At 43.1% G+C, this 25,249-nt stretch carries 26 protein-coding genes; 17 read left to right on the plus strand and 9 right to left on the minus strand.

What is annotated here, in order from left to right; all coding sequences use genetic code 11:
- Positions 1-146 precede the first annotated feature (146 nt).
- The 4 genes from ACM0OZ_RS42100 to ACM0OZ_RS42115 form a co-directional block, all read right to left on the minus strand.
- Positions 147-458, minus strand: a complete 312-nt coding sequence (locus tag ACM0OZ_RS42100) for a DUF433 domain-containing protein (protein ID WP_414588839.1) — start codon at positions 456-458, stop codon at positions 147-149.
- Positions 459-542: 84 nt separating this feature from the next.
- Positions 543-1,193: an acetoacetate decarboxylase family protein gene (locus ACM0OZ_RS42105; RefSeq protein ID WP_414588841.1), complete on the minus strand. Its 651-nt coding sequence runs from the start codon at positions 1,191-1,193 to the stop codon at positions 543-545.
- A gap of 466 nt (positions 1,194-1,659) precedes the next feature.
- Entirely contained in the window at positions 1,660-3,582 is a 1,923-nt protein-coding gene (dnaK, locus tag ACM0OZ_RS42110) for a molecular chaperone DnaK (protein ID WP_414588842.1), read from the minus strand.
- A 75-nt stretch (positions 3,583-3,657) separates the two neighbouring features.
- Positions 3,658-3,816, minus strand: a complete 159-nt coding sequence (locus tag ACM0OZ_RS42115) for a hypothetical protein (protein ID WP_161604040.1) — start codon at positions 3,814-3,816, stop codon at positions 3,658-3,660.
- 245 nt (positions 3,817-4,061) lie between these two features.
- Between ACM0OZ_RS42115 and dusB the strand changes: the two genes are divergently transcribed.
- The 9 genes from dusB to ACM0OZ_RS42160 all read left to right on the plus strand — a co-directional run bounded on the left by dusB (position 4,062) and on the right by ACM0OZ_RS42160 (position 9,933).
- Positions 4,062-5,114 carry a tRNA dihydrouridine synthase DusB gene (gene dusB / locus ACM0OZ_RS42120; protein WP_073634338.1) on the plus strand — a complete coding sequence of 351 codons (1,053 nt, stop codon included), beginning with the start codon at positions 4,062-4,064 and terminating at the stop codon, positions 5,112-5,114.
- Between the two features lie 155 nt (positions 5,115-5,269).
- On the plus strand, positions 5,270-5,743 hold the full coding sequence (locus tag ACM0OZ_RS42125; RefSeq protein ID WP_414588843.1) for a hypothetical protein: 474 nt from the start codon (positions 5,270-5,272) through the stop codon (positions 5,741-5,743).
- A 326-nt stretch (positions 5,744-6,069) separates the two neighbouring features.
- Positions 6,070-6,246: a DUF6888 family protein gene (locus ACM0OZ_RS42130; RefSeq protein ID WP_414588862.1), complete on the plus strand. Its 177-nt coding sequence runs from the start codon at positions 6,070-6,072 to the stop codon at positions 6,244-6,246.
- Complete coding sequence (locus ACM0OZ_RS42135) at positions 6,243-6,467, plus strand: DUF6887 family protein (protein ID WP_069347772.1); 225 nt, start codon at positions 6,243-6,245, stop codon at positions 6,465-6,467. The genes ACM0OZ_RS42130 and ACM0OZ_RS42135 overlap by 4 nt, the downstream gene beginning before the upstream one ends.
- A gap of 77 nt (positions 6,468-6,544) precedes the next feature.
- Positions 6,545-6,760: a hypothetical protein gene (locus ACM0OZ_RS42140; RefSeq protein WP_414588844.1), complete on the plus strand. Its 216-nt coding sequence runs from the start codon at positions 6,545-6,547 to the stop codon at positions 6,758-6,760.
- Positions 6,761-7,617: 857 nt separating this feature from the next.
- Positions 7,618-8,739, plus strand: coding sequence for a TPR end-of-group domain-containing protein (locus ACM0OZ_RS42145; protein WP_414588845.1), 1,122 nt, complete (start codon positions 7,618-7,620; stop codon positions 8,737-8,739).
- Positions 8,740-9,007: 268 nt separating this feature from the next.
- Positions 9,008-9,250, plus strand: a complete 243-nt coding sequence (locus tag ACM0OZ_RS42150) for a DUF104 domain-containing protein (protein ID WP_414588846.1) — start codon at positions 9,008-9,010, stop codon at positions 9,248-9,250.
- A gap of 127 nt (positions 9,251-9,377) precedes the next feature.
- On the plus strand, positions 9,378-9,716 hold the full coding sequence (locus ACM0OZ_RS42155; protein ID WP_414588847.1) for a DUF6972 family protein: 339 nt from the start codon (positions 9,378-9,380) through the stop codon (positions 9,714-9,716).
- Positions 9,664-9,933 (plus strand): hypothetical protein, encoded by a 270-nt coding sequence (locus tag ACM0OZ_RS42160; RefSeq protein WP_414588848.1) that lies wholly within the window; start codon positions 9,664-9,666, stop codon positions 9,931-9,933. Before ACM0OZ_RS42155 ends, ACM0OZ_RS42160 begins: the two co-directional genes overlap by 53 nt.
- 83 nt (positions 9,934-10,016) lie before the next feature.
- On the opposite strand, the gene ACM0OZ_RS42165 is transcribed toward ACM0OZ_RS42160, so the two are convergent.
- The gene (locus tag ACM0OZ_RS42165) at positions 10,017-11,651 is read right to left on the minus strand and encodes an aminotransferase class I/II-fold pyridoxal phosphate-dependent enzyme (RefSeq protein ID WP_414588849.1); all 1,635 of its coding nucleotides are present in this window, start codon (positions 11,649-11,651) and stop codon (positions 10,017-10,019) included.
- Between the two features lie 167 nt (positions 11,652-11,818).
- On the opposite strand from ACM0OZ_RS42165, the gene ACM0OZ_RS42170 reads away from it, so the two are divergent.
- Positions 11,819-12,040 carry a hypothetical protein gene (locus ACM0OZ_RS42170; RefSeq protein WP_414588850.1) on the plus strand — a complete coding sequence of 74 codons (222 nt, stop codon included), beginning with the start codon at positions 11,819-11,821 and terminating at the stop codon, positions 12,038-12,040.
- Positions 12,041-12,101: 61 nt separating this feature from the next.
- A complete protein-coding gene (ychF, locus tag ACM0OZ_RS42175) occupies positions 12,102-13,193 on the plus strand; it encodes a redox-regulated ATPase YchF (protein WP_073634344.1) in 1,092 nt (363 codons plus the stop codon).
- A gap of 858 nt (positions 13,194-14,051) precedes the next feature.
- On the opposite strand, the gene ACM0OZ_RS42180 is transcribed toward ychF, so the two are convergent.
- Entirely contained in the window at positions 14,052-14,564 is a 513-nt protein-coding gene (locus tag ACM0OZ_RS42180; protein ID WP_414588851.1) for a GNAT family N-acetyltransferase, read from the minus strand.
- Positions 14,565-15,043: 479 nt separating this feature from the next.
- Between ACM0OZ_RS42180 and ACM0OZ_RS42185 the strand changes: the two genes are divergently transcribed.
- The 4 genes from ACM0OZ_RS42185 (at position 15,044) to ACM0OZ_RS42200 (ending at position 19,740) form a co-directional block, all read left to right on the plus strand.
- The gene (locus ACM0OZ_RS42185; RefSeq protein WP_414588852.1) at positions 15,044-16,018 is read left to right on the plus strand and encodes an isopenicillin N synthase family dioxygenase; all 975 of its coding nucleotides are present in this window, start codon (positions 15,044-15,046) and stop codon (positions 16,016-16,018) included.
- 119 nt (positions 16,019-16,137) lie between these two features.
- Complete coding sequence (locus ACM0OZ_RS42190; RefSeq protein WP_414588853.1) at positions 16,138-17,064, plus strand: hypothetical protein; 927 nt, start codon at positions 16,138-16,140, stop codon at positions 17,062-17,064.
- 523 nt (positions 17,065-17,587) lie between these two features.
- Positions 17,588-18,466 carry a hypothetical protein gene (locus ACM0OZ_RS42195; protein WP_414588854.1) on the plus strand — a complete coding sequence of 293 codons (879 nt, stop codon included), beginning with the start codon at positions 17,588-17,590 and terminating at the stop codon, positions 18,464-18,466.
- Positions 18,467-18,567: 101 nt separating this feature from the next.
- Positions 18,568-19,740, plus strand: a complete 1,173-nt coding sequence (locus tag ACM0OZ_RS42200) for an NAD(P)/FAD-dependent oxidoreductase (RefSeq protein WP_414588855.1) — start codon at positions 18,568-18,570, stop codon at positions 19,738-19,740.
- A gap of 60 nt (positions 19,741-19,800) precedes the next feature.
- Here the strand turns inward: ACM0OZ_RS42200 and ACM0OZ_RS42205 are convergent, their stop codons facing one another.
- From ACM0OZ_RS42205 to ACM0OZ_RS42215, 3 genes are all read right to left on the minus strand, one after another.
- Entirely contained in the window at positions 19,801-20,208 is a 408-nt protein-coding gene (locus tag ACM0OZ_RS42205; protein ID WP_414588856.1) for a hypothetical protein, read from the minus strand.
- Between the two features lie 21 nt (positions 20,209-20,229).
- Positions 20,230-21,585 carry a S8 family serine peptidase gene (locus ACM0OZ_RS42210; protein WP_414588857.1) on the minus strand — a complete coding sequence of 452 codons (1,356 nt, stop codon included), beginning with the start codon at positions 21,583-21,585 and terminating at the stop codon, positions 20,230-20,232.
- Between the two features lie 411 nt (positions 21,586-21,996).
- On the minus strand, positions 21,997-22,788 hold the full coding sequence (locus ACM0OZ_RS42215; protein ID WP_414588859.1) for a hypothetical protein: 792 nt from the start codon (positions 22,786-22,788) through the stop codon (positions 21,997-21,999).
- Between the two features lie 754 nt (positions 22,789-23,542).
- On the opposite strand from ACM0OZ_RS42215, the gene ACM0OZ_RS42220 reads away from it, so the two are divergent.
- Positions 23,543-23,923, plus strand: coding sequence for a hypothetical protein (locus ACM0OZ_RS42220; RefSeq protein ID WP_414588860.1), 381 nt, complete (start codon positions 23,543-23,545; stop codon positions 23,921-23,923).
- A 43-nt stretch (positions 23,924-23,966) separates the two neighbouring features.
- Positions 23,967-25,249 (plus strand): hypothetical protein (locus ACM0OZ_RS42225; protein WP_414588861.1); only part of this gene is annotated, 1,283 nt, incomplete at its 3' end.

A 25,249-nucleotide genomic window follows, 5' to 3' on the forward strand; every position in this document is an offset into this window, starting at 1 on the left:
ACGACATCAAGTAAGCTAGGCTTGAGCATAATTACAAATAAAAAACGGCGATCGCACTGTTTGCGACGATATCAAGTAAATCACCCATTAGCACGTATACGAACAAAAAAAGAGCGATCGCACTGTTTGCGACGACATCAAGTAAACTACCCTTTAGCTTGCATACGGACATAAAATGGCGATCGCGGCGACTGAGCTTTTGCTTGTTTTGCTTGCTCCCATTCTGCGCGGATCTCGCTATCAATATCCTCCTGATGGTCAAAATAGTAACCCATTGCTGCATGAGCCTCAGAAGGTATTAAATCTGGATGCTGGCGGCACATTTCCTCAACCGACCAACCATAAGCCAGACAATCCATAACAATTTGAGCAACACGTACACGAGGTAAGCGCTGCAACCGTGCAGGTTCGTCTGCGCTAGTTTTCTCTATATGAGGATAAATAACTTTAGTTGTCATGGCATTTAATCAACCATTGCTGACAAACCGATTATAGCTAGCGTTTCGAGTTATCTATCCTCTCAATCAACTGCCTTGTTGTACCTATCTAAAACTATACTCAACCGCCCTTTGTCCCACAACTTCCGGCGCACGAACTCTCAAACTCATCTGTTCGCAACGCACAGTTAACAAAGGTTGACCTAAATCTATGTCAGAAAAACGACTTTCGGTGGGAACTTCTAACTTGGAACCAATAAACCCTAAACGCGATTCCAATTCAGCAGAGAAGTTCAGCAAATTTGTATCCTTTGCACTGAAACTAGATCCGCCTAACCACTGTCGCCATGCGAAGCTTTGCTGCTTATAGTTCAGACTACACAATGTCCGGTTTCCTTGGCGAACAGTGACACGTTCTCCTCTTTCCCAAGTAAATTCAGCTAATTCCTTCGGTAGTCCCCAAACCTCTCGACCACCAGCTACCGAATCAGGATTATCTACATAAATATGAGAAACCCATCCACCGATTTTTCCTTGATAACCCACCGCAGCAGGAATAACAATCAATTCGCTGTACTCCAGCACCGAGCCAGATCCGTAATAGGATAAATATACGCCACCAACAGTTTTACCAGGAAATACAGAAATAATTTCTAACTCTGAGGGAATCAGGTGACGCACTCGGTCAATATTTATGAGATGTCCAGTTACGATCGCGTAGCCTTGAAGTGTCCAGGGAGCTTGTGGGTATGGCATTTTCCGCAAGTTTTGAATGAATAAGTGAGTGTTGCTGAATCAAATGACGATTCTTGTTTGCAATACAAGCCCAATATAGAAAAGAGTTAGGACTAACTCACCATACTTGAGGTACAAATCACGCTTCCACACCCTTATACCAAATTGCCTGTGTTTGTCATTCTCACGCCTTGGGAAGAATCTTACCTAAGACTTAGCTATACTGGGTTTTGCTTAATATGAAACAATACTATCTATCCCAACTTGGTATCTCAGATCTTGCACCTAACAAGAGCCAGAGGCTCTAATATCTCGTTACCAGGTTGAACCTGGTAACGAGGGTTTGGAGGCTTCCCCTCCTCACTGTTGCAACTCTTGCAAACTCTCAGGTATTACACCCTATCTTTGCAAAAAAAATTCCCACCCAAGAATCATTCTGGATGGGGGATTTGGATTGTAGGGTGGGCATCGCCCACCGAACCAATAACTACTTAGATTCAGTGAAATCAGCGTCAATCACATCATCAGCACCGCCAGTGGAGGAGGAAGAAGCGCCACCACCAGAGGTGTCAGGACCACCACCAGGAGCAGAACCATCGCCACCACCTGCTTGTTGATAAATATTGCTACCAACAGCAAAGAGCGCTTGTTGCAATTCTGGTGTGAGCTTCTTGATCTGCTCGTCGTCTTCCTTGGAAACGGCTTCGCGCAGGTCTTTCACCAAACCTTCTACCTTGGTCTTATCAGCTGCGGGGACTTTGTCGCCCAATTCTTGCAGCTGCTTCTCGGCTTGGTATGTCAACGAGTCGGCTTGGTTCTTGCGGTCAATTTTCTCACGACGTTCTCTGTCAACTGAGGCGTTTTTCTCAGCTTCGTTCACCATCCGCTCGACTTCAGTCTTATCGAGGGTAGAAGCGCCAGTAATACTGATAGACTGCTCCTTACCAGTACCTTTGTCCTTAGCGGTAACGTTGAGAATACCGTTAGCGTCAATATCGAAAATCACTTCGATTTGAGGGACACCGCGTGGTGCTGGGGGAATACCATCGAGACGGAAGGTACCCAAGCTCTTGTTGTCGTTTGACATCTCGCGTTCGCCTTGGAGGACGTGAATTTCCACGTTGGTTTGACCATCCACAGCGGTGGAGAAGACTTCTGACTTCTTGGTAGGAATTGTGGTGTTGCGAGGAATAATCTTGGTCATGACGCCACCCAAGGTTTCCACACCCAAGGACAGCGGAGTTACGTCTAACAGCAAGATACCAGTAACATCACCACCAAGCACACCAGCTTGAATCGCTGCACCAACTGCTACAACTTCATCGGGGTTGACGCTTTGGTTGGGGTCTTTACCCAACACCTGCTTCACGATTTGTTGTACTGCGGGAATGCGGGTAGAACCACCAACCAATACAACTTCATCAATATCGTTCTTGCTTAATTTAGCATCGCGTAGCGCGTTCTCAACGGGAACTCGGCAACGGTCAATTAAGTCGGAGCAGAGTTCTTCAAACTTGGCGCGAGTCAGCGTTGTATCCAGGTGCTTGGGACCATCCTGGGTAGCGGTAATAAATGGCAGGTTGATTTCCGCTTGGGTGACGCTGGAAAGTTCAATTTTCGCTTTTTCTGCGGCTTCAGTCAAACGCTGTAAGGCTTGTTTGTCTTTGCGCAGGTCGATCCCTTCGTCTTTTCTGAACTGTTCAGCTAAGAAATCAACGATCTTCTTGTCGAAGTCGTCACCACCAAGGTGAGTATCACCAGAGGTTGCTAACACTTCAAACACACCGTCGCCAACTTCCAGGATGGATACGTCGAAGGTACCACCACCAAGGTCAAACACGAGGATGGTTTCGTTGCTCTTCTTATCAAAGCCGTATGCCAGAGAAGCAGCGGTAGGCTCGTTGATAATCCGTAGAACTTCAATACCGGCAATCTTACCAGCGTCTTTGGTTGCTTGCCGTTGAGAGTCGTTGAAGTATGCAGGAACGGTGATCACGGCTTGAGTTACGGTTTCACCGATGTACTTGCTTGCATCTTCTACCAGCTTGCGCAGAACCTGTGCGGAAATTTCTTCGGGAGCAAAAGGTTTGCCGACTTGCGGACAATCAACTTTAACGTTACCGTTGCTGTCACGTAGTACTTTGTAAGAAACTTCAGTAGCTTCGTGGGTAATTTCGTCGAACTTGCGTCCAATGAAACGTTTTACAGAATAAAAAGTGTTTTCGGGGTTCATCACCGCCTGGCGTTTGGCGATTTGACCAACCAAGCGATCGCCATTTTTTGCAAAGGCGACGACTGAAGGCGTTGTCCGAAAACCTTCTGCGTTGGCTATAACTGTGGGTTTACCACCTTCCATAACTGCCACGCAGGAGTTTGTCGTACCTAAGTCAATTCCAACTACTTTTGCCATTGTAGGTGCTGGCTCCGTATAACTACAAATGAATGAATGAGAGTATAAAGGGCGAAATTATTGAACTAACTGGATTTAGAAAGCAGCCAGTTCAGCATGAATACCTTTGGTTTTACTTACTGCTGATATATATACTGAGCCTGTGTAGCCAGTCCATGAAGGGTGGTTTTCCGAACCTTGCTTAGGGCGGTTATGCTGCAAAATTTTTTTTGTTTGTTCTTCTTGTTTCTTCATGGACTGAATTGCTTTCACTTTCTTTGTCTAATGTATGAGAATTAATACTAGGAGTAATTCGGGTGAACCGTATCGACAATGTGGTGTTTGCCGTCTTTAGGGAATCGAGAATGGCGGCTATTGATAGCGATTGGCAAAAGAATCAGACTAAAAAATGATATTCTGGCTACATCTTTCCTATTTCTAATCCCTAGTCGCTAATCCCCTGAGTACAATAGAAAAGCTTATGTGCCTCGACATGATATATGCTTACGCTGTCTCCTGATCTAAAAGCTAGACTTTCGACTCCTCTAAAAATTGGTTCTTTTGAGGTGAAAAGTCGGGTTCTCCAGTCGCCTTTGTCTGGGGTGACGGATATGGTATTTCGTCGGCTGGTGCGTCGTTATGCACCTGAGTCGATGATGTACACGGAGATGGTGAATGCAACAGGGTTGCACTATGTGAAGCAGTTGCCCAAAATCATGGAGGTAGACCGTAACGAGCGACCAATTAGTATTCAGTTGTTTGACTGTCGCCCAGATTTTCTGGCAGAAGCAGCGGTAAAGGCGGTTGAAGAAGGGGCTGATACCGTTGATATTAATATGGGTTGTCCGGTAAATAAAATTACCAAAAATGGTGGTGGTTCTTCGCTGTTGCGTCAGCCGGAAGTCGCAGAGGCAATAGTTAGGGAAGTTGTGAAGGCGGTTGATGTCCCTGTAACAGTAAAAACCCGTATCGGTTGGAACGACAAGGAAATTACCATTCTCGACTTTGCCAAGCGAATGCAGGATGCGGGGGCGCAAATGATTACCGTGCATGGACGTACTCGCGCCCAAGGGTACAATGGCAATGCCCGCTGGGAATGGATTGCCCGCGTTAAGGAAATTCTTGATATTCCAGTGATTGGTAATGGAGATATTTTCTCGGTTGAGGCGGCGGTGAAGTGTTTGGAACAAACTGGCGCGGATGGGATCATGTGTTCGCGCGGGACTTTGGGTTATCCGTTTTTGGTGGGAGAAGTTGATTACTTCTTGAAAACAGGAGAACAGTTACCACCACCAACTCCAATTCAGCTTTTGGAATGTGCGAAGGAACATTTACAAGCTTTGTACGAATACAAGGGTGATAGAGGTGTGCGTCAAGCACGTAAGCATATGACTTGGTATGCGAAAGGTTTCGCTGGTGCTGCTGACTTACGTGGAAAGTTGAGCGTGATTGAAACTGTGCAGCAAGGTATAGATTTGATTGACAAGGCGATCGCACAGTTGGCGAATGGGTATGAGGTGATTGAAGAAAATCAGCTGGCGATCGCACAGTAAGAGATGGAATTGGGTGCGTGAAGCGAAGCTATCCCGAAGGGATAAAACATGGGTAGAAATCATTGTTAAGTTTGTAATGTCTTGCTGGCAATCGTAAGTTGAGATATTCTCATTGAACTGACACGCAGCAGTAGCTAGTAAATTTGCCTTCACGTATGTCGTTATCCATAGAACAAATCGAAAAGAGAATAAAAGAGGTCGAGCGTTTTGTTGTCCCCTCAAGTAGCCGATATGGGCGTTTACTCAATTGGCAGAATCCACCTGATCCGTTTTGGCATTACGGGATTGGTTTGTCAGATACACACATTTTTGATACAGGTCGTGGGTTATGTCCATTCGAGAGAAAAGAGGCAAAATTTGTTGTTGGAATTGACTGCATTGCTTTTGAACCTGAGCAAACAATTGAGCGGCTCAAACAGGCTCTTTATGTTTTTGCTGATTGGGAATACACTGTTCCCGGTTGGAATTGTGAACACTTTGGTCAGTTAATTGCAACGGATAGACCGAGATGTTATCAGAGTAGACCTATATGGTGGCTGTGCAATTTGACCACAAAAGGTGACCACAAAACTGCACATCAAGTCTTTCGGGATTACCTGAAGAAGGTTGATCCTAGTCTCAATCGGTAGGTATTGAAGACTACGCGCCACCATACACTGCCTGAGATAATGTGGAAAAATAAGCCGACGTGTGTTTATTTAGGCAGTTGAACGCAGTATTAGGCTGTGAGATATGCTCCCAAAGCGAGTTGGTTCACTGCAAGTCCTAAATCTACCAGCCATACTTCACCAGATTTCGGCGGGTTCATCAATCAGATCCAATATTTAGTATTTGGTTCTATGTTACGGTATCTACCAGCAGGCTAACACTACGTTAGAGCCAAAAGACTTCTACAGAAACAGGCTACGGAAGGTGCTATACTCTGCCCGATGAGAGGTAATGAGGAGCGAGAATTATTCCTACGCCGGAACAAAAGACGCAGTGCTTTATTTTGTGCTGCTGGTTTACTAAGCTTTACTTGCCCATTAATGTGGTTCGTATAGATCAGCGAACAGGGAATGTGTTCTTCTTAGCAGGTGAGGAGAATATCATTGAGATATATCCGAATGGCAGATGGAGGTATGTGCAATGAGCAAACCTAACTTTCAGGCAATGAGTCAGAAAGAGTTACATGCCTATGTTTTAGCTCATCGTGATGATCAAGAAGCATTTTATGCGTATGTGGACAAGTTACATGCAGAGGCTAACTGGGTTGAAATGCCACCTTTACAGTCTTTAGAGGACTTGGAAAACTATCCTGAATTTCTTGAGCGTGTTCGCAATGGTTCGGAACCACAAGATAATGCCGTCTAACAATCGCGTTGGTTGAACACTCAGGCGGCAATTGGTGCTAGCTTTAAAAACAGAATGTCGCATCAAAGCAGCACACTATGTCGTCCCCAGCAATCACTACAGTAGTAAAGATGATGGAGTCTTTACCTGTTGATGTACAGGATCAAGTTGCAGACCACCTTCGAGAGTACATCAATGAGTTACAAGATGAAATTCAATGGAGCAAATCCTTCGAGAGAACGCAGCAAAAACTCGTAGCTGCTGCACAACGCGCCAAACAAGAAATTGCTGAGGGGTGTGAAACTGTAACTTAATTCCTACAAATTTCTTTTCATAACTAGTCAATTTTGAGTAGGTATCGCGAAAAAGATGCTAAAATTCCACTTAATAGTAACGGTTAACTACCGTGCCGTCAGAGGATAAACCTTCCAGCATAGACTGGCGTTTGATAAACGTGCCACAGGCGAAGTGCAGGCTCCATAGACAGAGGGTCGTTAGTAGCGCCTCAAACAGAAGTTTTTTAACTTCTCTTCGATACATATAGCGGTCAGTTAGACCGTTCTCGCGCCTGTGGACTGGTTAACGCCGACGTTGCCAGGATGAAGCAGGAAGTAAGCATCAAGCTACACATGAGTAGACTTGTCTAATTGTGAGTAGTTATGAATAGGTCTTATGTAACGGAAAGCGACTACACTGGACTACGATCAGTTATGAAGTCCGCCGTGCTTCCCTCATTTTGGGTTGAATATCGGCGTTTAAGTGATGATGTCAGACAAAGTGCCAGGAAAGCTTATCGATTATGGGCACAGAATCCATTTCATCCGTCTTTGCATTTCAAGTGTATCAATAGCTAGGAAGATATTTGGTCTGTGAGAGTAACGCGGGGTTATCGAGCACTTGGAGTACTAGAAAGTGATACAGTCACATGGTTGTGGATCGGTAGCCACGACGATTATGAGCGCTTCTTCTCGTAAGTTGGCAGTAGCCCAACACTTCACTGCATCGGAACGGCTGGTGAAGGTGTGATTGGGCTTGAGTATGATTGCGGCTCGAATAGCTGGACAGGACTTTTGTTTACTGAAAATTAAGAATTTTAAATATTTACATAAAGAAAAAAACTTTCCTGTAGTATTTTTGTTCAGCATTTTCACGTATTATCATGAAAATTCTGATGAAAATATTACTATCTGCTTCCATTGTTATTTATCTGTCTATAGTGCTTGGGACATCTGGAGCTAACCTGTATCTGATGTTCAATCCTAGAGAGAGTAGTTTAAAGACAGAAGTGAGAGATTATGTCGAAAAAGAAGTAGATCGCTCCTATAACAGGTTTTTTACCCAATACAATTTTGCGATATTCTTAATAGGTATTTCTGTATGGCTTTTACGACAAAGTGTAATTGATCAACTAAAAGCTGACGTAAAGAAAGACGTAGAACAAAGACTAGATGTAGCAGTCAAATCAGAAGTAGAAAAATATATAAATAATGATGTTAATATTCAACATCTTCTCCAAGATATAACCGGTTTGGATAGCAAGTTAAAGGCTGAATTGGAAAAAAGTAGAATAGTTGAAGAACTATCAATGTTCATTCCACCGGAAGAAGTCTTTTTCCAAGAACAAACTGACCGTAAAATACAAGAAAGACTAAGAAAACTAGTATCTGATATAACGGATCATATCGAATCAAACAAGGAATTATTATCTTTGACAGTTGATGACTATATAAAGTTAGGCGATGCTCTTTATTGCTTGGAGGAGTATGAAGCAGCAGCAGAACAATATGGCAAAGCAGTTGATGAGCACGCTGATGCCTATAGAGCATTATTTGGTATTGGTAATGCACTAAGAAAACAAGGACAAAAGCTAGAAAAGGAAGGACAAGATCAACAAGCGAATCAACGATTTCACGAGGCTATTAAAAAATATGAGAAGACAATTGAGATTAATCCTTACTATTTCGTTGCATACGTGAATAAAGGGCTTGCACATAGAAGATTTCAGCCTGGTTCAGAAGGACTGGAAGAAGGAATTAAATGCTTCGATCAAGCCATCGATATTTCGCCTAATTACTATAGAGCTTGGTATGATAAGGCGTGCTATTATACTTTACTTGGTGAGAAGCCTGACAAAGCAATGTCTTATTTAAAAAGAGCTATTTGTATTGCTCCAAAACAATGTAAAGATTTAGCAAAAAAAGATAAGGACTTTTGCTCAATCCAAGGTAATGAAAGGTTCATAAAATTAATTCGAGATGACAACGCAGAGTGTGAGCAAAATTCAGAAGAGTAGTTTCGATGCTACTTTGTGAACACGGCATAACAACGTAGTGGAGCGGATGTGCAAAGTCTCTTCGCTACGTTTCCAGTTGATATGTCGCCGCTCAATTTTATCGTTATCCTGCTTCGTCTTTCACTTATAGCGGCACTTCCAGTTTATCTGTCGGTACTCAAGCTTAAGTTATTTTGAGGTAATCTGTGGGACAGTGCTTTGAGGTCGTCTGTGGGGCGATCAGTTATGCTTGAAGATGCGACTATTGATCGGCATGGAGTCTGCTTTTATGCTCCACGCTCTTAAAGCAATTTACCGTAACGGCGCATTCGTTCTGCAAACACCTTGCAATTTACCTGAAGGGGCTCAGGTTGAATTATTGATTCAATCACCTCAAGTTGTGTCACCACCAATCTCTGATTCAGAAATTAAGCAACGTTTTCTAAAATCCGTGGTTGAGCGAATGCAGCAAAATCCAATTCCATTGAATGCTCCTCGTTTTACACGGGAGATGCTGCATGAACGCCGTTGACACTAACATCTTGATCTACGTCAACGATCGCGGTTGAGGGGAAAGGTTATCGGTAAGGCGGAGTTTTGAAGCTGTCGGCAGGGCAATTGCCCGATAATGGGGAAGCAACACTTGAAAAAACGTCTCGATGAGCGGCATCAACCGTGAAATTGTCCTTGATCCTCAACATATTCCCAAACATCTACCTGGTACTCGCCAGATGCAACGCTTACTTAATCGAGGACGTGCCGCACATATTTTCAACGACGAAGCGACCCTAAATCAAGTTGCTCAAGCGATTATTGAAAAAGGAGAATTTACAGGTAATATTCGAGGATATGACCGCTATGGTCTATTCTTTCCAGAGCCAATTGGCTACCGGATTTCCCCCGAAGGCGATCGCACTCCACTCTACTATGGTGAGGTAAAAATCGATGCAAACAACCAATACCACGTCATCCCCCGCACCCGACCGACTCAAGAGTGATTGGGAGTTTAGTGAAGTTTGGATTGACCCATCGCTATGTCCCCCTTATGTGTTGCTGTTGTTGGGTGATCGTGAGGGTTACTGCTCTATCTACGATCCGGCTCAAGGTTATAAGTCTGTGTTTTCTGGTTCAACTTACAAAGAAGCAGAACTTTGGTTGCTGGAAGATGAGTATGAGCCAGTAGAGGGTAGATTGTCAGCTTCAGAGTTTACTTGAAGCAGGCTGAACAGAAGGCGATTGTTCAACTCGATTGGCGTTGGCGCGGCATAATAAATCGTTGCAGCGGTTTTCATCGCTGATCAATGTTTGACCGTGACAACCTTGAGTGTCTTTAAGCTACTATCCGCACAACCGCTGATAAATCCACCCATCAACTGAATCTGTTGCAAGTATTCTAAAGCAGCATGAGTAATAATTTCACCGGGCATCAACACAGGAATTCCCGGAGGATAAGGACAAACGATTTCAGCACAAATGCGTTCCGTACTTTCTTGGATGGGTAATGTTTCTGTTGCAGCAAAAAATGCTTCACGAGGAGAAATAGGCACGCAATTTGCCATCCTAAAAAAATCATCCCATACAAGCGGCGTTTTGAAAACCCCGCTTCCAAACCCCCTCCCCGCTTGCGGGCAGGGGGCAGGGGGTGGGGTCATCTTAGCAAGGATAGTAAAAGCTTGCACCAACTGCTCAATATCCTCCTGGGTGTTGCCCAAACTAATGATAAAAGTGAGATGTTGTAGCGAAGCGAATTCTGCTGTTACACCTAGCTGTTGATCGAGAATTTCTTCGGCGGCAAATCCAGTTAAACCTAAGCCAGAAACGGTGACGGTTAATCGTGTTCTGTCTAAAGTAAACCTCTCCCCAACCCCTCCCCTAGTAGGGGAGGGGCTAAAATATTCCCCCTTCCCTATTAGGGAAGGGGGGTTAGGGGGGGTTAGGTTTGTAGAGCTAGGGAAGATATCCAAAACCGATAACCCAGGAATTTGACTGATTCGGGTTCTTGCTTCATCCGCTAGTTGCAATGTGCGAGACATCAACTCTTTACCGTGCAGTGCCATCTGTTGACGTGCTGCATCTAGGGAAGCTAAGAGTAAATAACTGGGACTGGTAGATTGTACGAGTTGCAATGCTTTACTGATGCGATCGCGTAGCGTGGGCTTTGCCCAATCGCCTAGCGTGTGCCTTGCCCAATCGCCATCTATCCTGTCACCTTGAATGTGCAGCATTGACGCTTGAGTTAACGCTCCCAGTGTTTTATGAATGGATTGTACAGATAAATCAGCACCAGCAGCTAACGCTGGGGTGGGTAGTTGGGGATGAAAGGCGAAGTGTGCGCCGTGTGCTTCGTCTACAAGTAAGGGGATATTGTATTGATGGGCAACAGAGGCGATCGCCTTCACATCTCCACAAACACCGTAATATGTGGGGTAAACCATAAACACCGCTTTCGCGTCGGGATGCTGTTCCAGTGCTGCTTGTACGGCGCTAGGCGTGATACTGTGGGCAATATCTAAAACTGGGTCATATTCTGGATTCACAAAAATTGGGATAGCGCCAGAGAGAATTAAGCCTGCTATGGCTGAGGAATGGACATTGCGAGGCAAAATAATTTTATCTCCACTGCCACAGGTAGCGAGAATTGCCGCCTCAATTCCGCATGTGGAACCATTGACAAGAAACCAAGTCTGTGTAGCACCAAATGCTTCGGCTGCCAGTTGTTGCGCTTGTTGGATAACGCTTTCGGGTGCAAAGAGATTATCTAATTCTGCTAGTTCTGGTAAGTCGGCGCGGAATGTAGCTTTGCCAAAAAAATCAGCCAAGGATTGAGAAATTCCTTGTCCTCGCTTATGTCCTGGGGTGTAAAACGGAGCATGAGGACGTTCTGCACAAGCTTTTAGAGTGTCTAATAAGGGTGTTTGGTTTTGATTGAGCATTTTGGTGAAATGAACCGCCTAAGGCAACAGAGAACGCAGATGATTCAGTGTAAATCTCCATCAGAGATTGCAACGAAAGACATAAATAGAATAGCCATATGGGGAGATGTCGGCAGCGTCTGTTGTCATCTAGCTTGGAAAAGTCGCATGATTTAAGTAGACTTACCATGATTTATCCCTCTCCTGGTCCTTTACCTGAGCCACAGATTCCAAATCCTGATCCATCACCGACACCAAGCATTCCCCAACCTATACCAGGACCTGTACCGGAACCCATACCTAGTCCCGCGCCTGAACCAGTTCCAGCACCAGTACCGGAACCTGTACCGAGTCCCATTCCCCAGACGGTTCCAGCACCAATTCCTCAAACAGTGCCGGGACCTGTTTGAAACTCTTTGCAGGTAGTTTTAAGATAACGTTTGGTACAAACTCCAAAATTTCAAATTTAAAATGCTACGAGCCGGAATTGTCGGACTCCCTAACGTTGGAAAATCTACTTTGTTTAATGCCTTGGTTGCTAACGCCAAGGCAGAAGCAGCCAATTTTCCTTTTTGCACGATTGAACCGAATGTCGGCGTTGTCTCTGTGCCGGATGAGCGGTTAAATGTTTTAGCGAAGATTTCCTCCGCGAAACAAATTGTTCCGGCGCGTGTTGAGTTTGTAGATATTGCCGGTTTGGTTAAGGGCGCTAGTAAGGGTGAGGGACTGGGTAACCAATTTCTGTCCCACATCCGGGAAGTTGATGCGATCGTGCATGTGGTGCGTTGTTTTGAGAATGACGACATTATCCACGTTGCCGGTTCAGTTGATCCAGCGCGAGATATTGAAATCATCAATTTAGAGCTTGGTTTAGCCGATTTGGCACAAATTGAACGGCGGATAGAACGCACGCGCAAACAAGCCCGTACGAGCAAAGAAGGACAGATCGAATTAGCATTGCTGGAAAAATTAGCTGCTGCATTAAATGAAGGTAAATCAGTGCGGCAAGTTAGTTTGACCGAAGAAGAAGCCGAGATTATTAAACCACTGGAACTGCTCACTGTTAAGCCGATTATCTATGCTGCTAACGTGTCAGAAGATGACTTAGCAACGGGTAATGAATACGTGGAAAAAGTGCGACCAATTGCAGCCGCTGAAAATGCACAAGTTGTGATAGTTTCTGCCCAAGTTGAATCAGAATTAATTGAACTGCCAGAAGAAGAAAGGGGTGAATTCTTAGCATCTTTAGGTGTAGAAGAAGGCGGTTTAAAATCGTTAATTCGTGCTACTTATACCCTGTTAGGTTTGCGTACATACTTCACCAGTGGAGAAAAAGAAACCCGCGCTTGGACTATTCACGCTGGGATGTCCGCGCCACAAGCAGCAGGGGTGATTCACAGTGATTTTGAACGCGGATTTATTCGTGCTGAAACGGTTGCTTATAATGATTTAGTCGCGTCTGGTTCGATGAATGCTGCTAAGGAGAAAGGGTTAGTTCGCAGTGAAGGAAAAGAGTACATCGTGCAAGAAGGCGATGTGATGTTGTTCCGGTTTAATGTGTGATCTAGTCAAAATTTTCATCAGAAACCTGGTTTTTCAAAGAACCGGGTTTCTTAGTATGTGGCAAACAAATGCAAATTGACGTGAAACGCTTGTAGTAAGCGCTTTAGCGCTAAAGCGCTTACTACACTAGACTAAATGCGATCGCCCTACATAGCACTGCGCTACGCGCAATCATTAACAAGAGCAGATGAGCTAAAAAGTATATCAGTTCACATCTTGCACCTGAAAAGTTTAATGTTATTTCAGCACTAAGTATTAAGCGCAAAGTGGTTTCTATTCAATAAAAAGCTTATAATAACAAGTGATTTTTCTGTCATAACTTTTTAATTCATCGTGGTTTCTACGGATAGGCGCAAGATGTCAATCAAGCAATGGCAAAACGGCACAACTGTAAATAACATACAGCACCTTCCAAGTAAATGAAGTACAACGCTGTTGTCTAAAAGCAAGAAAAGAAGCAAATTTTACTTCTGAGTTCTGAATTCTGCTGTAATTGCACTGTGACCCGAGCAGCAGATGCAGCACTTTACCAAGCTAAAACTCAAGGACGCGATCGCGTTGTGATTGCTGAGTAACTGAGATCTTGCAAGAGTTGCAACAGTCAGGAGGCGAAGCCTCCAAACCCTCGTTACCAGGTTCAACCTGGTAACGAGATATTAGAGCCTCTGGCTCTTGTTGAGAATGGTGAGCCCAGAGAAAGCAGGCGGGTTTCCCAACCTAGGGGACTGGCGTTCGCATAGCGTCTCCGTTCGCCGAAGGCGTGCCGCAGGCATAGGAGATACCCGAAGGGTGCAAGATCTGAGGTAAGCAGTTGGAAAGGTGTACTTCAATACTCTTCTAATCTTGCCGAAGGTATTGTTAATAGATTTTGATAACTAACTCCATAAATACCCAAGACGGACGATATTTTTCAGGAATTTCACTTTCAGCATACGCCGCAATATCTTGAAATCCAAGGCTACGATAAAGCGCCTGTGCTTCCTTTGCAAAAGGGGCAGTATCCAAGCGGATTTTTGAATAGCCTATCTGCCTAGCTTCATGGATAATACCTTGTAATAAAGACCGACCTATCCCTTTTCTCCGAAACTCTGGTTTGACATACATCCTTTTAATCTCGCCTACATCCTCACCAATTTTTCGCAAGCAAGCACAACCTGCTATCTTGGTTTCATATTCTCCTAGCAGCAATCTTCCTTGTGGTGGTGCAAATTGTTGAAGTTTCGCCATATCTTGCTCTAAAAATGCATTCACATCAAAACTGATGTCAAATTTACGGCTAAACATCAAGTTAGCCGAGTTCAAATATTCCCAAAACAATTCACGAATATGCCTTTTCTGTTCGTCTGTCTCTACTTGTAGAATATTGAGCAAATTTAATTCCTCCGCCAATCAATTCAAAATTTAAAATTGAATATAGTCATTAGTCATGCTCAAATAACTAAGAGGTCATTGATCAAGTATAAATTTGATCAAGTATAAATAAAATTCTTGTAGGGTGTGTTAGGCGCACCATGCTCGATATGATTTGTAACGACAAACATGTGAAAAGCGCCTAACACACCGCCATATAAGGGAGTACCAAAAAATAAATTATCCATTCTGTAGGGTGGGTTAGGCGCACAACAGTTGAAGTTTTACATACAGGACTTGCATTGCGCCGTAACCCACCATTGTTTTGGAGAGTACTACAAATTGGAGATTTTTTTAATTGGAAGTCCCTAACATGGTGCGCCCTTGCTAAAGCCGTAACGCAACGGCAATAAAGCGGGAGGAACATCCACACCGCTTTTTGCCTCCCCTACTTAAGATTTACTTTATAAATCAACTCTAACAACAAATAACAAAATACTATGGCTAAGATTCCAGTCATTGATTTTTCTCTCTTCAATAGTGGTGATGCAACAGCTAGGCAAACTGTAGTTCAACAAATCTATCAAGCTTGCCATGAAATTGGATTCATGTATTTAAAAAATACAAGTCTATCTAACGACTTAATTAACCAAGTACTTAAACAAAGCAAAGACTTTTTTGATTTACCTTTAGCGCTGAAGCAGCAGTTAGCTTGGAGTGATGAATTTAGCAATCAAGGTTACGTTGGGATTGAGAGAGAACGTCTTAACCCTAACAACTTAGGAGACTTGAAAGAAGCGTTTAATATTGGTAAACAAAAGCCAACAGATATAGATATAACAGATAAATTATCTCCTATATTCGCTGCCTCAGCTTCCCCTGTAAACAACCCTGACATTCTCACCTTCTACAACGCTTGCACAGAACTTGCTAACAAGGTGTTGCAAGCATTTGCTTTGGCTTTAGAATTGCCAGAAGATTTTTTTGCCAAAAACCATAACCAGCAAAATCATACCTTGCGACTGCTGCATTATCCACCTTTGTCGCAGCCACCTAAACTAAAACAGGTTCGCGCTGGTGAACATTCCGACTATGGCAGCATCACCTTGCTGTTTCAAAATGAAGTTGGGGGATTGGAAGTACGAACAGCGTCAGGTGAGTGGATTGCAGCTTCACCAATTCCTGATACTGTGATAGTCAACACTGGCGATTTAATGGAACGCTGGACAAACCATGTGTTTTGCTCAACAAAGCATCGGGTGATGATTCCTAATGATGATACGGTAAAGCAGTCTAGATATTCTGTAGCATTTTTCTGTCATCCTAATGATGATACAGAAATTGTTTGTCTAGAAAGCTGTCAAAGGGATAAATTACCCATTTATCCGCCTATTCTTGCAGGAGAGTATCTTTTAAGCCGTTTGCAGGCGACATATACTAGAACTCAGGAGTCAGGAGTCAGGAGTCAGAATTAAAAAGCAGCCTGAAAATTACGGAATTGTGGTCATTGCTTTTGTATATTTTCTTAATTACTTAACAAGTGAGTTAAGTGAGCAAGGTAGAGCATCAAGTCAATCATACATAAGAAAATCTTATGAAGCAATATCTGGGATTTGCCAAGCGGTTTTCACTCCTGTTTACTCCATTAGTCGCGACTTCTGTACTCTTCAGCTTACCCAGCCAGGCTGCAACTTTTGCTTTTTCTGACGGAGATTTAAGTTTTACAAATTTTAGTGGAGTTCTTTTCACAGAATTTAATAGTGACAATAATGCTGAGACTGAAGCTATTACCTTGGGGAAGGATGATTTTGTAGAGTTAGAAAATAATCCAGTAGTAGATACAACAAATTTTCCGCAAGAAGTATTTACTGATGTTGTAAGCTCAGTAAGTGGTGAGGGTAGAAATTACACAGGATTCGTAAAAACTGATTCAGAAATTATTGGCAATTTTGATATAGGTGCTGGTCAAACTTTTGCTTTCAACTTCTCCTCTTTTCTAAACCTAGGAACAGAAATAGATGCACCTCCAGCAGAAAATGCCCAAGCTAATGGAGACATTGCTTTCTCTCTATTCGATACTTCAGATATACCTGAAAAAGCTCTTCCAGGCTTTATTGCTAATTTGTTAGATAACCCAAGCAGTATTAACAGAAACCCTTTTTCCTTCTTTTCTATTGTTGGGAATGTCAGCACTCTTGGCGATGATTTTATTCTCAGTCAAAATAGCCAAGATATTAACTTAAGCAATAATTTTAAGGATGTTATTTCTGGAGGAAATCAAGAATTTGCTAAAGCTTCTTTTGCGGGTTCTTTCCAACGCTATTTTGGGAATTCAGCTAATGTCACTTTAATCGCAATACGGAGAAGTCAAGCGAGAGTAACAGCACCTGAACCTTCAACGAGTTTAGCTTTACTGTTATTTTTGGCATTACTGGCTATAGCCAACAAAGATAGATTGAGAGAAAATATTTTAGGGCGCTCTTTGGAAGCCAAGACCATCAAGTTAACTGTTGAGGATTGAGTCAAAGGGGATGTACTCAGAACTCAATTTACTCTATTCTGGCTCAAAAGGCACTCACCTCAAGATCCTAAAAGGATGTTTGGAAAGTGTCGTATTGTACCAAAATTTATCGATGATCCCCCTAAATCCCCCTTAAAAAGGGGGACTTTTACCCCCCTTTTTAAGGGGGGCAAAGGGGGGATCAAGTAAAATATTTGATACTTCTCAAACATCCTTTAAGCAAGGGAGGCTAGGAAAAATTTCATATACAGCGCTGATTCTTATGATTAGACCACAAATCTTTAGCTGAGCATTGCCCATAAAAGCTTATGTGGTAAATATTTGAGAGATTGGTAAGCAATGTTCTTAGAGAAAATCGCTGTAAATACGGCAAAATCATCCTGAGAATTCCGAAAATTAAATAGTGCAGTGTGTAGATTTTGGTTATGCCCAACGAGTCAGTCAAATTAGCTAGACTCAGCTTGAGGGAATTTCTATAATTTGTGTCAAGCTCAATCAGAAACTTACGAAGAGGTTTTTTATAATGCCAACTCCAAGCATAGCTACTTCTGCGCCCTCAGTGTCACCCAGTCAGTCTGTTACTTTTGCCCTGTCTTATGGTGATTTATTCTTAACAAACTTTAGTCAAAAGTTTTCCTCTGTTGATAGTGACAATCAGGCGAATACCTCAGCTTCTGCGGATGGTACTACGGCGACTGTTCACAATGATGCAGTCGTAGAAACCGGCGAGACAGAAGCATTGACTTTTTCTACTAGTTCAGCTATTGGTGAAAATAAAAATTATTTTGGATTCGCAGAAACTCATGCAATTATTGTTGGTAATTTCTTTGTAGATGCTGGTAAAAATTTGTCTTTCAATTTCACGTCGGCTTTAGACTTAGAAACATCGATATATGCTCCACAACGGATAGAGAGTGTTAGTGCAGTTAGAGATATTTCGTTTTCTTTATACGACACTTCTGATGTACCTGAAAGAAAGCTCAAAGACTTTCTTACCAATTTATTATCTGAACCGAACAGGATAAAAAAAAGTCGTTTAGTATTCTTTTCTGTTTCCGGAAATTTAAACAGTTCTGGAAAAGATAATTTTTTGAAAAGTCAGAAAAGCGAAAATGTGACGTTCAGCACTGAATTCAAAGATTCTAATTTTGAAGGAAATCAAAAATTTGCTAGCACTTTTATTCGTGGTTCTGTGAAATACTCTTTTAATAATCAAGCAAATGTCACTTTAATCGCGTTGAGAACGGGTGAAGCGAGAGTAGCAGCACCAGAATCATCACGTAGTTTAACTTTACTATCAACACCAGGCTCACAGGTTGTACCTACCGAAGGTAGACGTCCAGGTGCTCCATCAAATCGCTATTCAAATAGAAAGGTCATCACGTATACTGTTGGAAAGTAGTTGCGCTAGCATGACAATCTTAAAATCAAATTGGTTGGGGTAGCACCAAAGAGGGAAAATATCTTTTGAGCCTCTAAGTAAAGATGAATTAAAGATATTCAATGAAAACCTACGACTGGATTGTTGTTGGTGCTGGGATTACGGGTGCTGCGATCGCCTACGAACTGGCGAAAAAAGGTTGTAAAGTCCTTTTGTTAGAGCAATATGCAACGCCAGATAACGCAACTCGTTATAGTTATGGTGGTTTAGCCTTTTGGTCTGGTACTACTCCACTGACTCGCCAACTATGTGACGAAGGACGCGCACGTCACCGCATTTTGTCCCAAGAGTTGGACGCCGATACTGAGTTTCGGGAGTTAGACTTATTGTTGACGATTTCCGCCGATACTGATCCAGCAGATGTGGCGGCGTCGTATACTCGTTTTGCGATTCCTCCCAAATTACTTAGTATAAAAGAAGCCTGTGAATTAGAACCACTGTTAAACCAGGAGGATCTTGCAGGTGCTTTAACTGTCAAACACGGTCATATCCAGCCTGAAAAAACCGCCCAAGCTTACATTGATGCGTTTGTGCGTGGCGGCGGTGAAATGGAGATTACCCAAGTTTTACAAATACTGCAAAAGAAAGTTAAGACAACAAAAGATATATACTACGGTGATAATACTGTAGTCTGTGCTGGTGGACTCAGCCGGCACCTCCTGAAATCATCTGGCATTTCTACCAAGCTGTATTTCACCCACGCAGAAATGATTGAAACTCCACCTATGGTGGATGTGCAACTGCGTACCTTAGTTATGCCAGCAAATCTTAAACGGTTCCAATTAGAAGCAGATTCCACTAAAAATGATCAATTATGGGAACAACCAGGTCTTGAGCTAGTACCACCTATCATAGATGCAGGCGCAGTTCAATTCCGAGATGGTAGCTTTCGCTTTGGTCAAGTGAGCCGCGCCAAAAGCGATCCTCACGCCAATGTAAACTTAGAACAAAGCGAAGCAGCGTTACGAGCAAGCATTAGAAAAATTTTGCCTAAACTAGGCAACTTACCAGGAACTTGGCATCATTGTTTGGTGTCATTTAGTAATGATGCACTCCCCTTGATTGGTCTTATCCCAGAATGCGAAGGCGTTTATGTTTTTTCTGGTTTCAGTAATCCCCTTGTGATTGTGCCACCCTTAGCACAGCGCTTTGCTGATTGGGTCTTTGGAATGGAAGACGAAATTATTACCAAATTGTCTCCTGTTCGCTTTGAAAATTTCTCAGAGCGTTTATAATAAAAACTAATACCTGAAGCTATTTGCTACAGGTACAAGGCGAAACAGGGGTTGCTTTCTTTAGCACTCAAAACTTTGAAGATAGAATCTGTTGGTGTCGTTTGCAGCAACAATTTCCTGTTCCTCTACCACCGCCTTAACTGCGTCGGATTCAGCAAGAGCTTCCACACCAGCAGCAGAGATTTCAACAGGAATTGAGCCTAGTGCATCAGGACTATCGGCTAACTGTTTGCCTCCGAAGTCCTGTATGATTTTGTGTATGTACTCTAGAGCTTGCTTAGCTGAGTTGCGTATCCCTTCTATAGCGGCTTTGCGTTCAATACGGGACTGCCGTGACATCGGCTTGTCAAGATTCTCTAGCTTCAAGAATACGATGATGCAAACCTTCTGTTGAGGCGCTAAATTATTGAGCCGACACGCAAACTCAGAACTGATCTTGTTTTTGCTAAGTGTTTTGTTATGGTACATGATGCAATCCCCTGGTTGCCCTCAACTACTAAGAGCACTTAACGCTTCCAGGGGTTGGAGTAAACCCCAACCCCATCGGTTATCGGGGCGACGACCATTTCCCGCTGGATGTTTTGCCGTTTCCTTCAATACATCAATGATATCTGTTACAGCTGCTGTTGGCTTAGCTGCCATTAATAAAGCTGCAACACCTGCAACATGGGGAGTTGCCATAGAAGTGCCATCCATATAGTTGTATTCGTAGGTTCCGTGAGCTGTTTTCGTCGGCGGTATACAGGAATAAACCTGAGCACCCGGGGCAACAACGTCTGGCTTTGTTACCACACCATTTGGCTCGTCTCCAGGAAACACGAGGCTAGCCCCGCTACTGAAGAATGCGACATCAACCTTGTTGTCTGGCAGTTTTTCTATTGCACCCACACTGAAGGCATTATGAGCATTACCAGGTGAGCTCGTATTACCGTGGTTTTCATTGCCGATCGCTACTACAGGTAAAATACCATACTGCTTCACCAGTATGTCAAGTACCTCAGCAAACAATGGTTCGTAATAACTTAAACCGAGAGACATATTGATAATATCTGCCCCTCTTTCGATCGCCCAAGAAATACCTTCCAACAAGGTTCGCAAAGTTGTATCTCCGATCAGCACGCCAGCAACTAACAGATTAGTTTGCGGTGCAACGCCAATAGAGAGACCTTTTGGAGTCTTTCCTCCACCGATTGTGCCACAAACATGAGTACCGTGCTGTCCGCAGTCAAAAGCTGGAGAGGCTTCAATCCGCCTACCAAGGGGATCAATGACCACAAACTCTTGGACTCGTTTGTCGAGTGCTGGATGGGCTGCATACACGCCTGTATCTAGCACCGCCACATTGATGTTCTCACCTGTGGTTGTCTCCCATAATTTAGGAATCTCAAGCTGTTTCAAACCCCAGGTGACTTTGTCTTTGTTTTCCTCGGCAAATAGCTCCGAATAATCAATTTTTCGAGGTTGGATCAGATGAATTTTTTGATTGGGCAAAATAGCAACGATATTCGGTTGTTCCACCAAGGCTTCTAAAGTCTTGGGAGTCACTTCAACCGTCGCCATTGGTAATGCGCCAGAACCGATGGTAGAAACCGCTAAAGGTTCATCATGATACCCAAGGTCTTGACTCGCTTCGTGATAATCCTCAAAAATTTCTGCAGCTACTTTAATCGCCGCCTGCTGTTGAACCTGAAAGATCCTGCTTTTGAGTTCGCGCAGACGACCCCGTGGCGGTAAACCTTCAAAAGGCGGTGCTTTGTAGATCACAATTGCATCCCGTTTGTCATCCTGCCCCATCTCGGCAAGAAACGGCTCGAAAGCTGGCGATATCTTGTTGTCTGGATTCATTGCGATCTACCTCTATCTCAATTTAGTTTCGTCGGGTGGGTTTTTGACTATGGTGCCATTGCGGAATTTTTGCTCTACCTATGTATTTATTTTTTCAGGCAAATCTTCCCCGCTCAGGTATCCTGGCAGGGCAAGATGCCCAAGCTGTTTGCTGGTTGAGCAATTCCGGCTTTGCCAATAAGTCACTATGGAGCTGGACGAAATTTTCGCCCATCTGTCTCCTACCTGCTTTTAAAAATAGCAAAATTTTAAATAGTGTGAAGTTTTAATAATTTTTAAGTTTTCCCATTCAAAATGTGTTACTTTTCCTGCTTATGATTTTTCAGCAACAAAAGAAAAAGCAAGTGTACAAGTATACTTTACCTCACTTAAGTAAAGGAGTACTAAAGACGTTATAAACTTTCAAAGTGATTAAGTATTATCTAAGTTTACCCCCAACTCCGCATACTGCTTAAACGATACTTCCACATCAATTTTTTCTGAAGCCAAAATTGCTGCTGCTTCTTGTAAAAGTTGATTCTGTTCTTTTTGAATTTCCTCCAGTCGAGTAGAAATTCTTACCAATCTTTGCTGCTTATCCTTGTGAATTTGTGGAGAGGCTACAGGCAGTAAAGTTGGAATATTCTCACTTGTTTTCGTATCGGTCAGTTGTTTAACAGCCAAGCTACTCACTTTGGTAAATAATAAAAAGCTAATCTTCACAAAAGCTTGAAGTAATTTGAAAGGAACTTGCAAAAGTGACAAACTAGCTGATTCAATTATACGACCAATTGCCTTGAGCAGACTGCAAGCGATCGCAAGAGCGAAAAGCAGAATCACTAAACTGATGATTGGATGGTTAACCGCCCAACCAAAAATTTGAACCAACCGCATAAGTGTAGGGTGTTGCTCAAACCAATCAACCACCGAAGAAGAAATAGCTGTTTGAACCGCCGATGTTGTACTCTTTACTTGTTGGGCAGATTCCAATGTTTCTTGTAAAGAAGCTTTAGCTTGCCCAAAGTTTGTCGTCACTGTATCAACAGCTTGACTGGTGGCTTGAGTTGCTGTTTGCTTCCAAGACTCCCCAAAAGCTTTTGCTGATTGAGTTAAAGAGTTAACGCTGTGGTTAACCAAATCTTTCGTCTGCTGAAAATTTTGAAAAACTTTTTCAGATAGATTTATGTTTTTATCTAAATAAGAAAGTTCGACTGGAGATACCATAAAGTATTTCACCATGGATAGTGAAAAGCGAGATGATTAAATTCAATGTAAGCAAAAATTTTTAAAGTTGATTGTAAATTTTCAGCAATAAATAAATTTTCGGCAATAAACATTCTATCTCTAGAAGGAAGTGCATAAACAATAACTATATTTGCACTGATAGAGTTGTTATTACAGTCTTGTTAAATTACTGTGTATTTTATACACTTAGCGCAGTTTATGTTCAAACAGACAGAATAACCTGTTTGGCTCGCAATTCTACAGGTCATCCTAAGGTAAGCAAGTATGATCATCCCTAAGTTAGAAGCTCGATGATATTACTTACTGTTACAAATAAAACAAGGTTCAGTTAAAATAGTAAAAGCCTGTAAATCTACTACTATACCCAACTGAAGGCTTTTTTCGAGGGTGCATCTACTTTTTTTCCCTCAAAATAAAAGAAATCTAAAACCCTAGTTTGTCGGTAACGTCATATGCTTAAATACAACAATCACAACTGCTAATCAGCAATTTCAACATCAAATACACCAATTTTAAGCATATTCTGGCATTTATTGCAAACTTGCGAGGTTTTGCTTTCGTTTATAAATCAAAAGTGTGTTTCATCTGACATAATACCAACGATTACTTTATCTTGTCAAGATTTGACAACTTCAGCATTTTTTCTTAAGAAACATTAAATCTCAAAAAGCCGTCTTAAAATTCCAACGGTTAACGCCGTAACGCTATTGAGTCATCTACCGTCACAAGCCTCATGAATGTCAAGATTGATTTGCTGAGCGCATTCACTCTCTCCGTGTCTGCGTTTGCTGCCATTCCTCATCAAGAGAATCGTCAAAGTATTTATCAAAGTATCGAAAGATATCTGGAATCCTTCATTTCGCCGGTGAAGCAAAAGAAGGTAGCAATATTACGTAGAGGGTATTTGTTAGAGCAAGCAAATCGTGCAGTCGTTTTATACCACCCTGTTAAAGAAGGAACACTTAAGGGTAGAGCAATCACGAGTAACATCAATTCGCCTCAGAACTTAAGTTCCTCTCTAGTCTCTGAGATTGAATTTCTTCGAGAGAGTCTTTCAAAAGTCAATTATAAAGTCGAAAAAGTATTTTCACTTATATTTTTAATTTTCAAGTAATTTGTTTCCAACTGCCTACACCCTTGTTTCTTGGAGGTTCACCTTGTTTAAGTCGCGTATCACAAAAACCCTAATTGCCTTCTCATCCTATGCAGCGGCAATTCTGACTGCACCTCAGCAGGCTTTTGCTCAGCTCAGTATTGGGCGCTATGGTGTCCAACCAGGACTGGAATCAAACTATCTCCAGTATCAGATGTCAGGACGTTCTTTGAGTCAAATGCGAGTCATTCCTGGATGTGGTGTGGGAGGTGGTGCTGGCTGTAACAAGACTGCAACAGTACTCCAGCAATTAGTGGAATCCAACGGCGGACCTAGCTACCAAGAGTTACTGATACGAGCGGCTGGTGGGCAGCAAAACTACCAAAATTTCGCTTCTTTCTACGGAAACAATCCCAATCTTTCTCAGGTACCGTACGCCTCCTTCTGGCAAAACGACAATCCTTATATGGTAGATGGATATCGGTATCTTCTTGGGCAAACAGTGAGTCGGACGCCTCAACCAGGTTTAGGACAGGTTACCAAAAACTTTTACTGGGCTCCAGAGGGATCTGGGAACTCACTTGATCCCCGTAGTGGCTTGTTGAACTTGAAATACTCTTATGGGCGTTTGCTGTTGGAAGAAGCCGCAAAAATCCCTAACCTCAAGCAGCAGATTCAGTCTCAGGATTTGCCAGCAGACGTCAAGCAGTTTTATGCGAGTAACGCCTCTGAAGGGTTGCGTGCGTTGAATAGTGGCAATGAGAGGCAACTTGAAGGAAATCTCCTCGAAGTCCTCTCCAAACCATTCTCCCCAGATGGAGCGGAGTACAACCGTCCAAATGCTGGTATTCCTTCGGAGTTTGACGACATCATCGGGCAAGGTCTTCCAGGAGATGTTTTTGTAGGGGCAGTTCCAGTATTGCCCGAGGGAGAAGTGCTTAGCCAGGAGATTGTTCCCCCTCCTGTAGCTGGTGAGGTCGTGACACAAGGCGGAGGTGGTGGGTTCCCATTCTGGGTTCTCGGCGGTATTCCCTTAATTGCTCTACCTTTTCTTTTTGGCGGTGGAGGTGGAGATGATTCTCCAGATAGGGTAGCTGTAGCACCACCACCGGGAAGCGAAACTCCTCCTGGAAGTGTGACTCCTCCTGGAAGTGTGACTCCTCCTGGAAGCGAAACTCCTCCTGGTGGTGTGACTCCTCCTGGTGGTGTGACTCCTCCCGGTGGTGTGACTCCTCCTGGTGGTGTGACTCCTCCTGGTGGTGTGACTCCTCCCGGTGGCGAGACTCCTCCTGGTGGTGTGACTCCTCCTGGTGGTGTGACTCCTCCTGGTGGTGTGACTCCTCCTGG

This window comes from Scytonema sp. PCC 10023, assembly GCF_963920835.1.
Taxonomy (GTDB): domain Bacteria; phylum Cyanobacteriota; class Cyanobacteriia; order Cyanobacteriales; family Nostocaceae; genus Kalymmatonema.

Excerpts from the sequence above, each read along its gene's own strand:
- ACM0OZ_RS42100 (WP_414588839.1), bottom strand. The coding sequence starts at position 458 with ATGACAACTAAAGTTATTTATCCTCATATAGAGAAAACTAGCGCAGAC.
- ACM0OZ_RS42105 (WP_414588841.1), bottom strand. The coding sequence starts at position 1,193 with ATGCCATACCCACAAGCTCCCTGGACACTTCAAGGCTACGCGATCGTA.
- dnaK (WP_414588842.1), bottom strand. The coding sequence starts at position 3,582 with ATGGCAAAAGTAGTTGGAATTGACTTAGGTACGACAAACTCCTGCGTG.
- ACM0OZ_RS42115 (WP_161604040.1), bottom strand. The coding sequence starts at position 3,816 with ATGAAGAAACAAGAAGAACAAACAAAAAAAATTTTGCAGCATAACCGC.
- dusB (WP_073634338.1), top strand. The coding sequence starts at position 4,062 with ATGCTTACGCTGTCTCCTGATCTAAAAGCTAGACTTTCGACTCCTCTA.
- ACM0OZ_RS42125 (WP_414588843.1), top strand. The coding sequence starts at position 5,270 with ATGTCGTTATCCATAGAACAAATCGAAAAGAGAATAAAAGAGGTCGAG.
- ACM0OZ_RS42135 (WP_069347772.1), top strand. The coding sequence starts at position 6,243 with ATGAGCAAACCTAACTTTCAGGCAATGAGTCAGAAAGAGTTACATGCC.
- ACM0OZ_RS42140 (WP_414588844.1), top strand. The coding sequence starts at position 6,545 with ATGTCGTCCCCAGCAATCACTACAGTAGTAAAGATGATGGAGTCTTTA.
- ACM0OZ_RS42145 (WP_414588845.1), top strand. The coding sequence starts at position 7,618 with ATGAAAATATTACTATCTGCTTCCATTGTTATTTATCTGTCTATAGTG.
- ACM0OZ_RS42150 (WP_414588846.1), top strand. The coding sequence starts at position 9,008 with ATGCTCCACGCTCTTAAAGCAATTTACCGTAACGGCGCATTCGTTCTG.
- ACM0OZ_RS42155 (WP_414588847.1), top strand. The coding sequence starts at position 9,378 with ATGAGCGGCATCAACCGTGAAATTGTCCTTGATCCTCAACATATTCCC.
- ACM0OZ_RS42160 (WP_414588848.1), top strand. The coding sequence starts at position 9,664 with ATGCAAACAACCAATACCACGTCATCCCCCGCACCCGACCGACTCAAG.
- ACM0OZ_RS42165 (WP_414588849.1), bottom strand. The coding sequence starts at position 11,651 with ATGCTCAATCAAAACCAAACACCCTTATTAGACACTCTAAAAGCTTGT.
- ACM0OZ_RS42170 (WP_414588850.1), top strand. The coding sequence starts at position 11,819 with ATGATTTATCCCTCTCCTGGTCCTTTACCTGAGCCACAGATTCCAAAT.
- ychF (WP_073634344.1), top strand. The coding sequence starts at position 12,102 with ATGCTACGAGCCGGAATTGTCGGACTCCCTAACGTTGGAAAATCTACT.
- ACM0OZ_RS42185 (WP_414588852.1), top strand. The coding sequence starts at position 15,044 with ATGGCTAAGATTCCAGTCATTGATTTTTCTCTCTTCAATAGTGGTGAT.
- ACM0OZ_RS42190 (WP_414588853.1), top strand. The coding sequence starts at position 16,138 with ATGAAGCAATATCTGGGATTTGCCAAGCGGTTTTCACTCCTGTTTACT.
- ACM0OZ_RS42195 (WP_414588854.1), top strand. The coding sequence starts at position 17,588 with ATGCCAACTCCAAGCATAGCTACTTCTGCGCCCTCAGTGTCACCCAGT.
- ACM0OZ_RS42200 (WP_414588855.1), top strand. The coding sequence starts at position 18,568 with ATGAAAACCTACGACTGGATTGTTGTTGGTGCTGGGATTACGGGTGCT.
- ACM0OZ_RS42205 (WP_414588856.1), bottom strand. The coding sequence starts at position 20,208 with ATGTACCATAACAAAACACTTAGCAAAAACAAGATCAGTTCTGAGTTT.
- ACM0OZ_RS42210 (WP_414588857.1), bottom strand. The coding sequence starts at position 21,585 with ATGAATCCAGACAACAAGATATCGCCAGCTTTCGAGCCGTTTCTTGCC.
- ACM0OZ_RS42215 (WP_414588859.1), bottom strand. The coding sequence starts at position 22,788 with ATGGTATCTCCAGTCGAACTTTCTTATTTAGATAAAAACATAAATCTA.
- ACM0OZ_RS42220 (WP_414588860.1), top strand. The coding sequence starts at position 23,543 with ATGAATGTCAAGATTGATTTGCTGAGCGCATTCACTCTCTCCGTGTCT.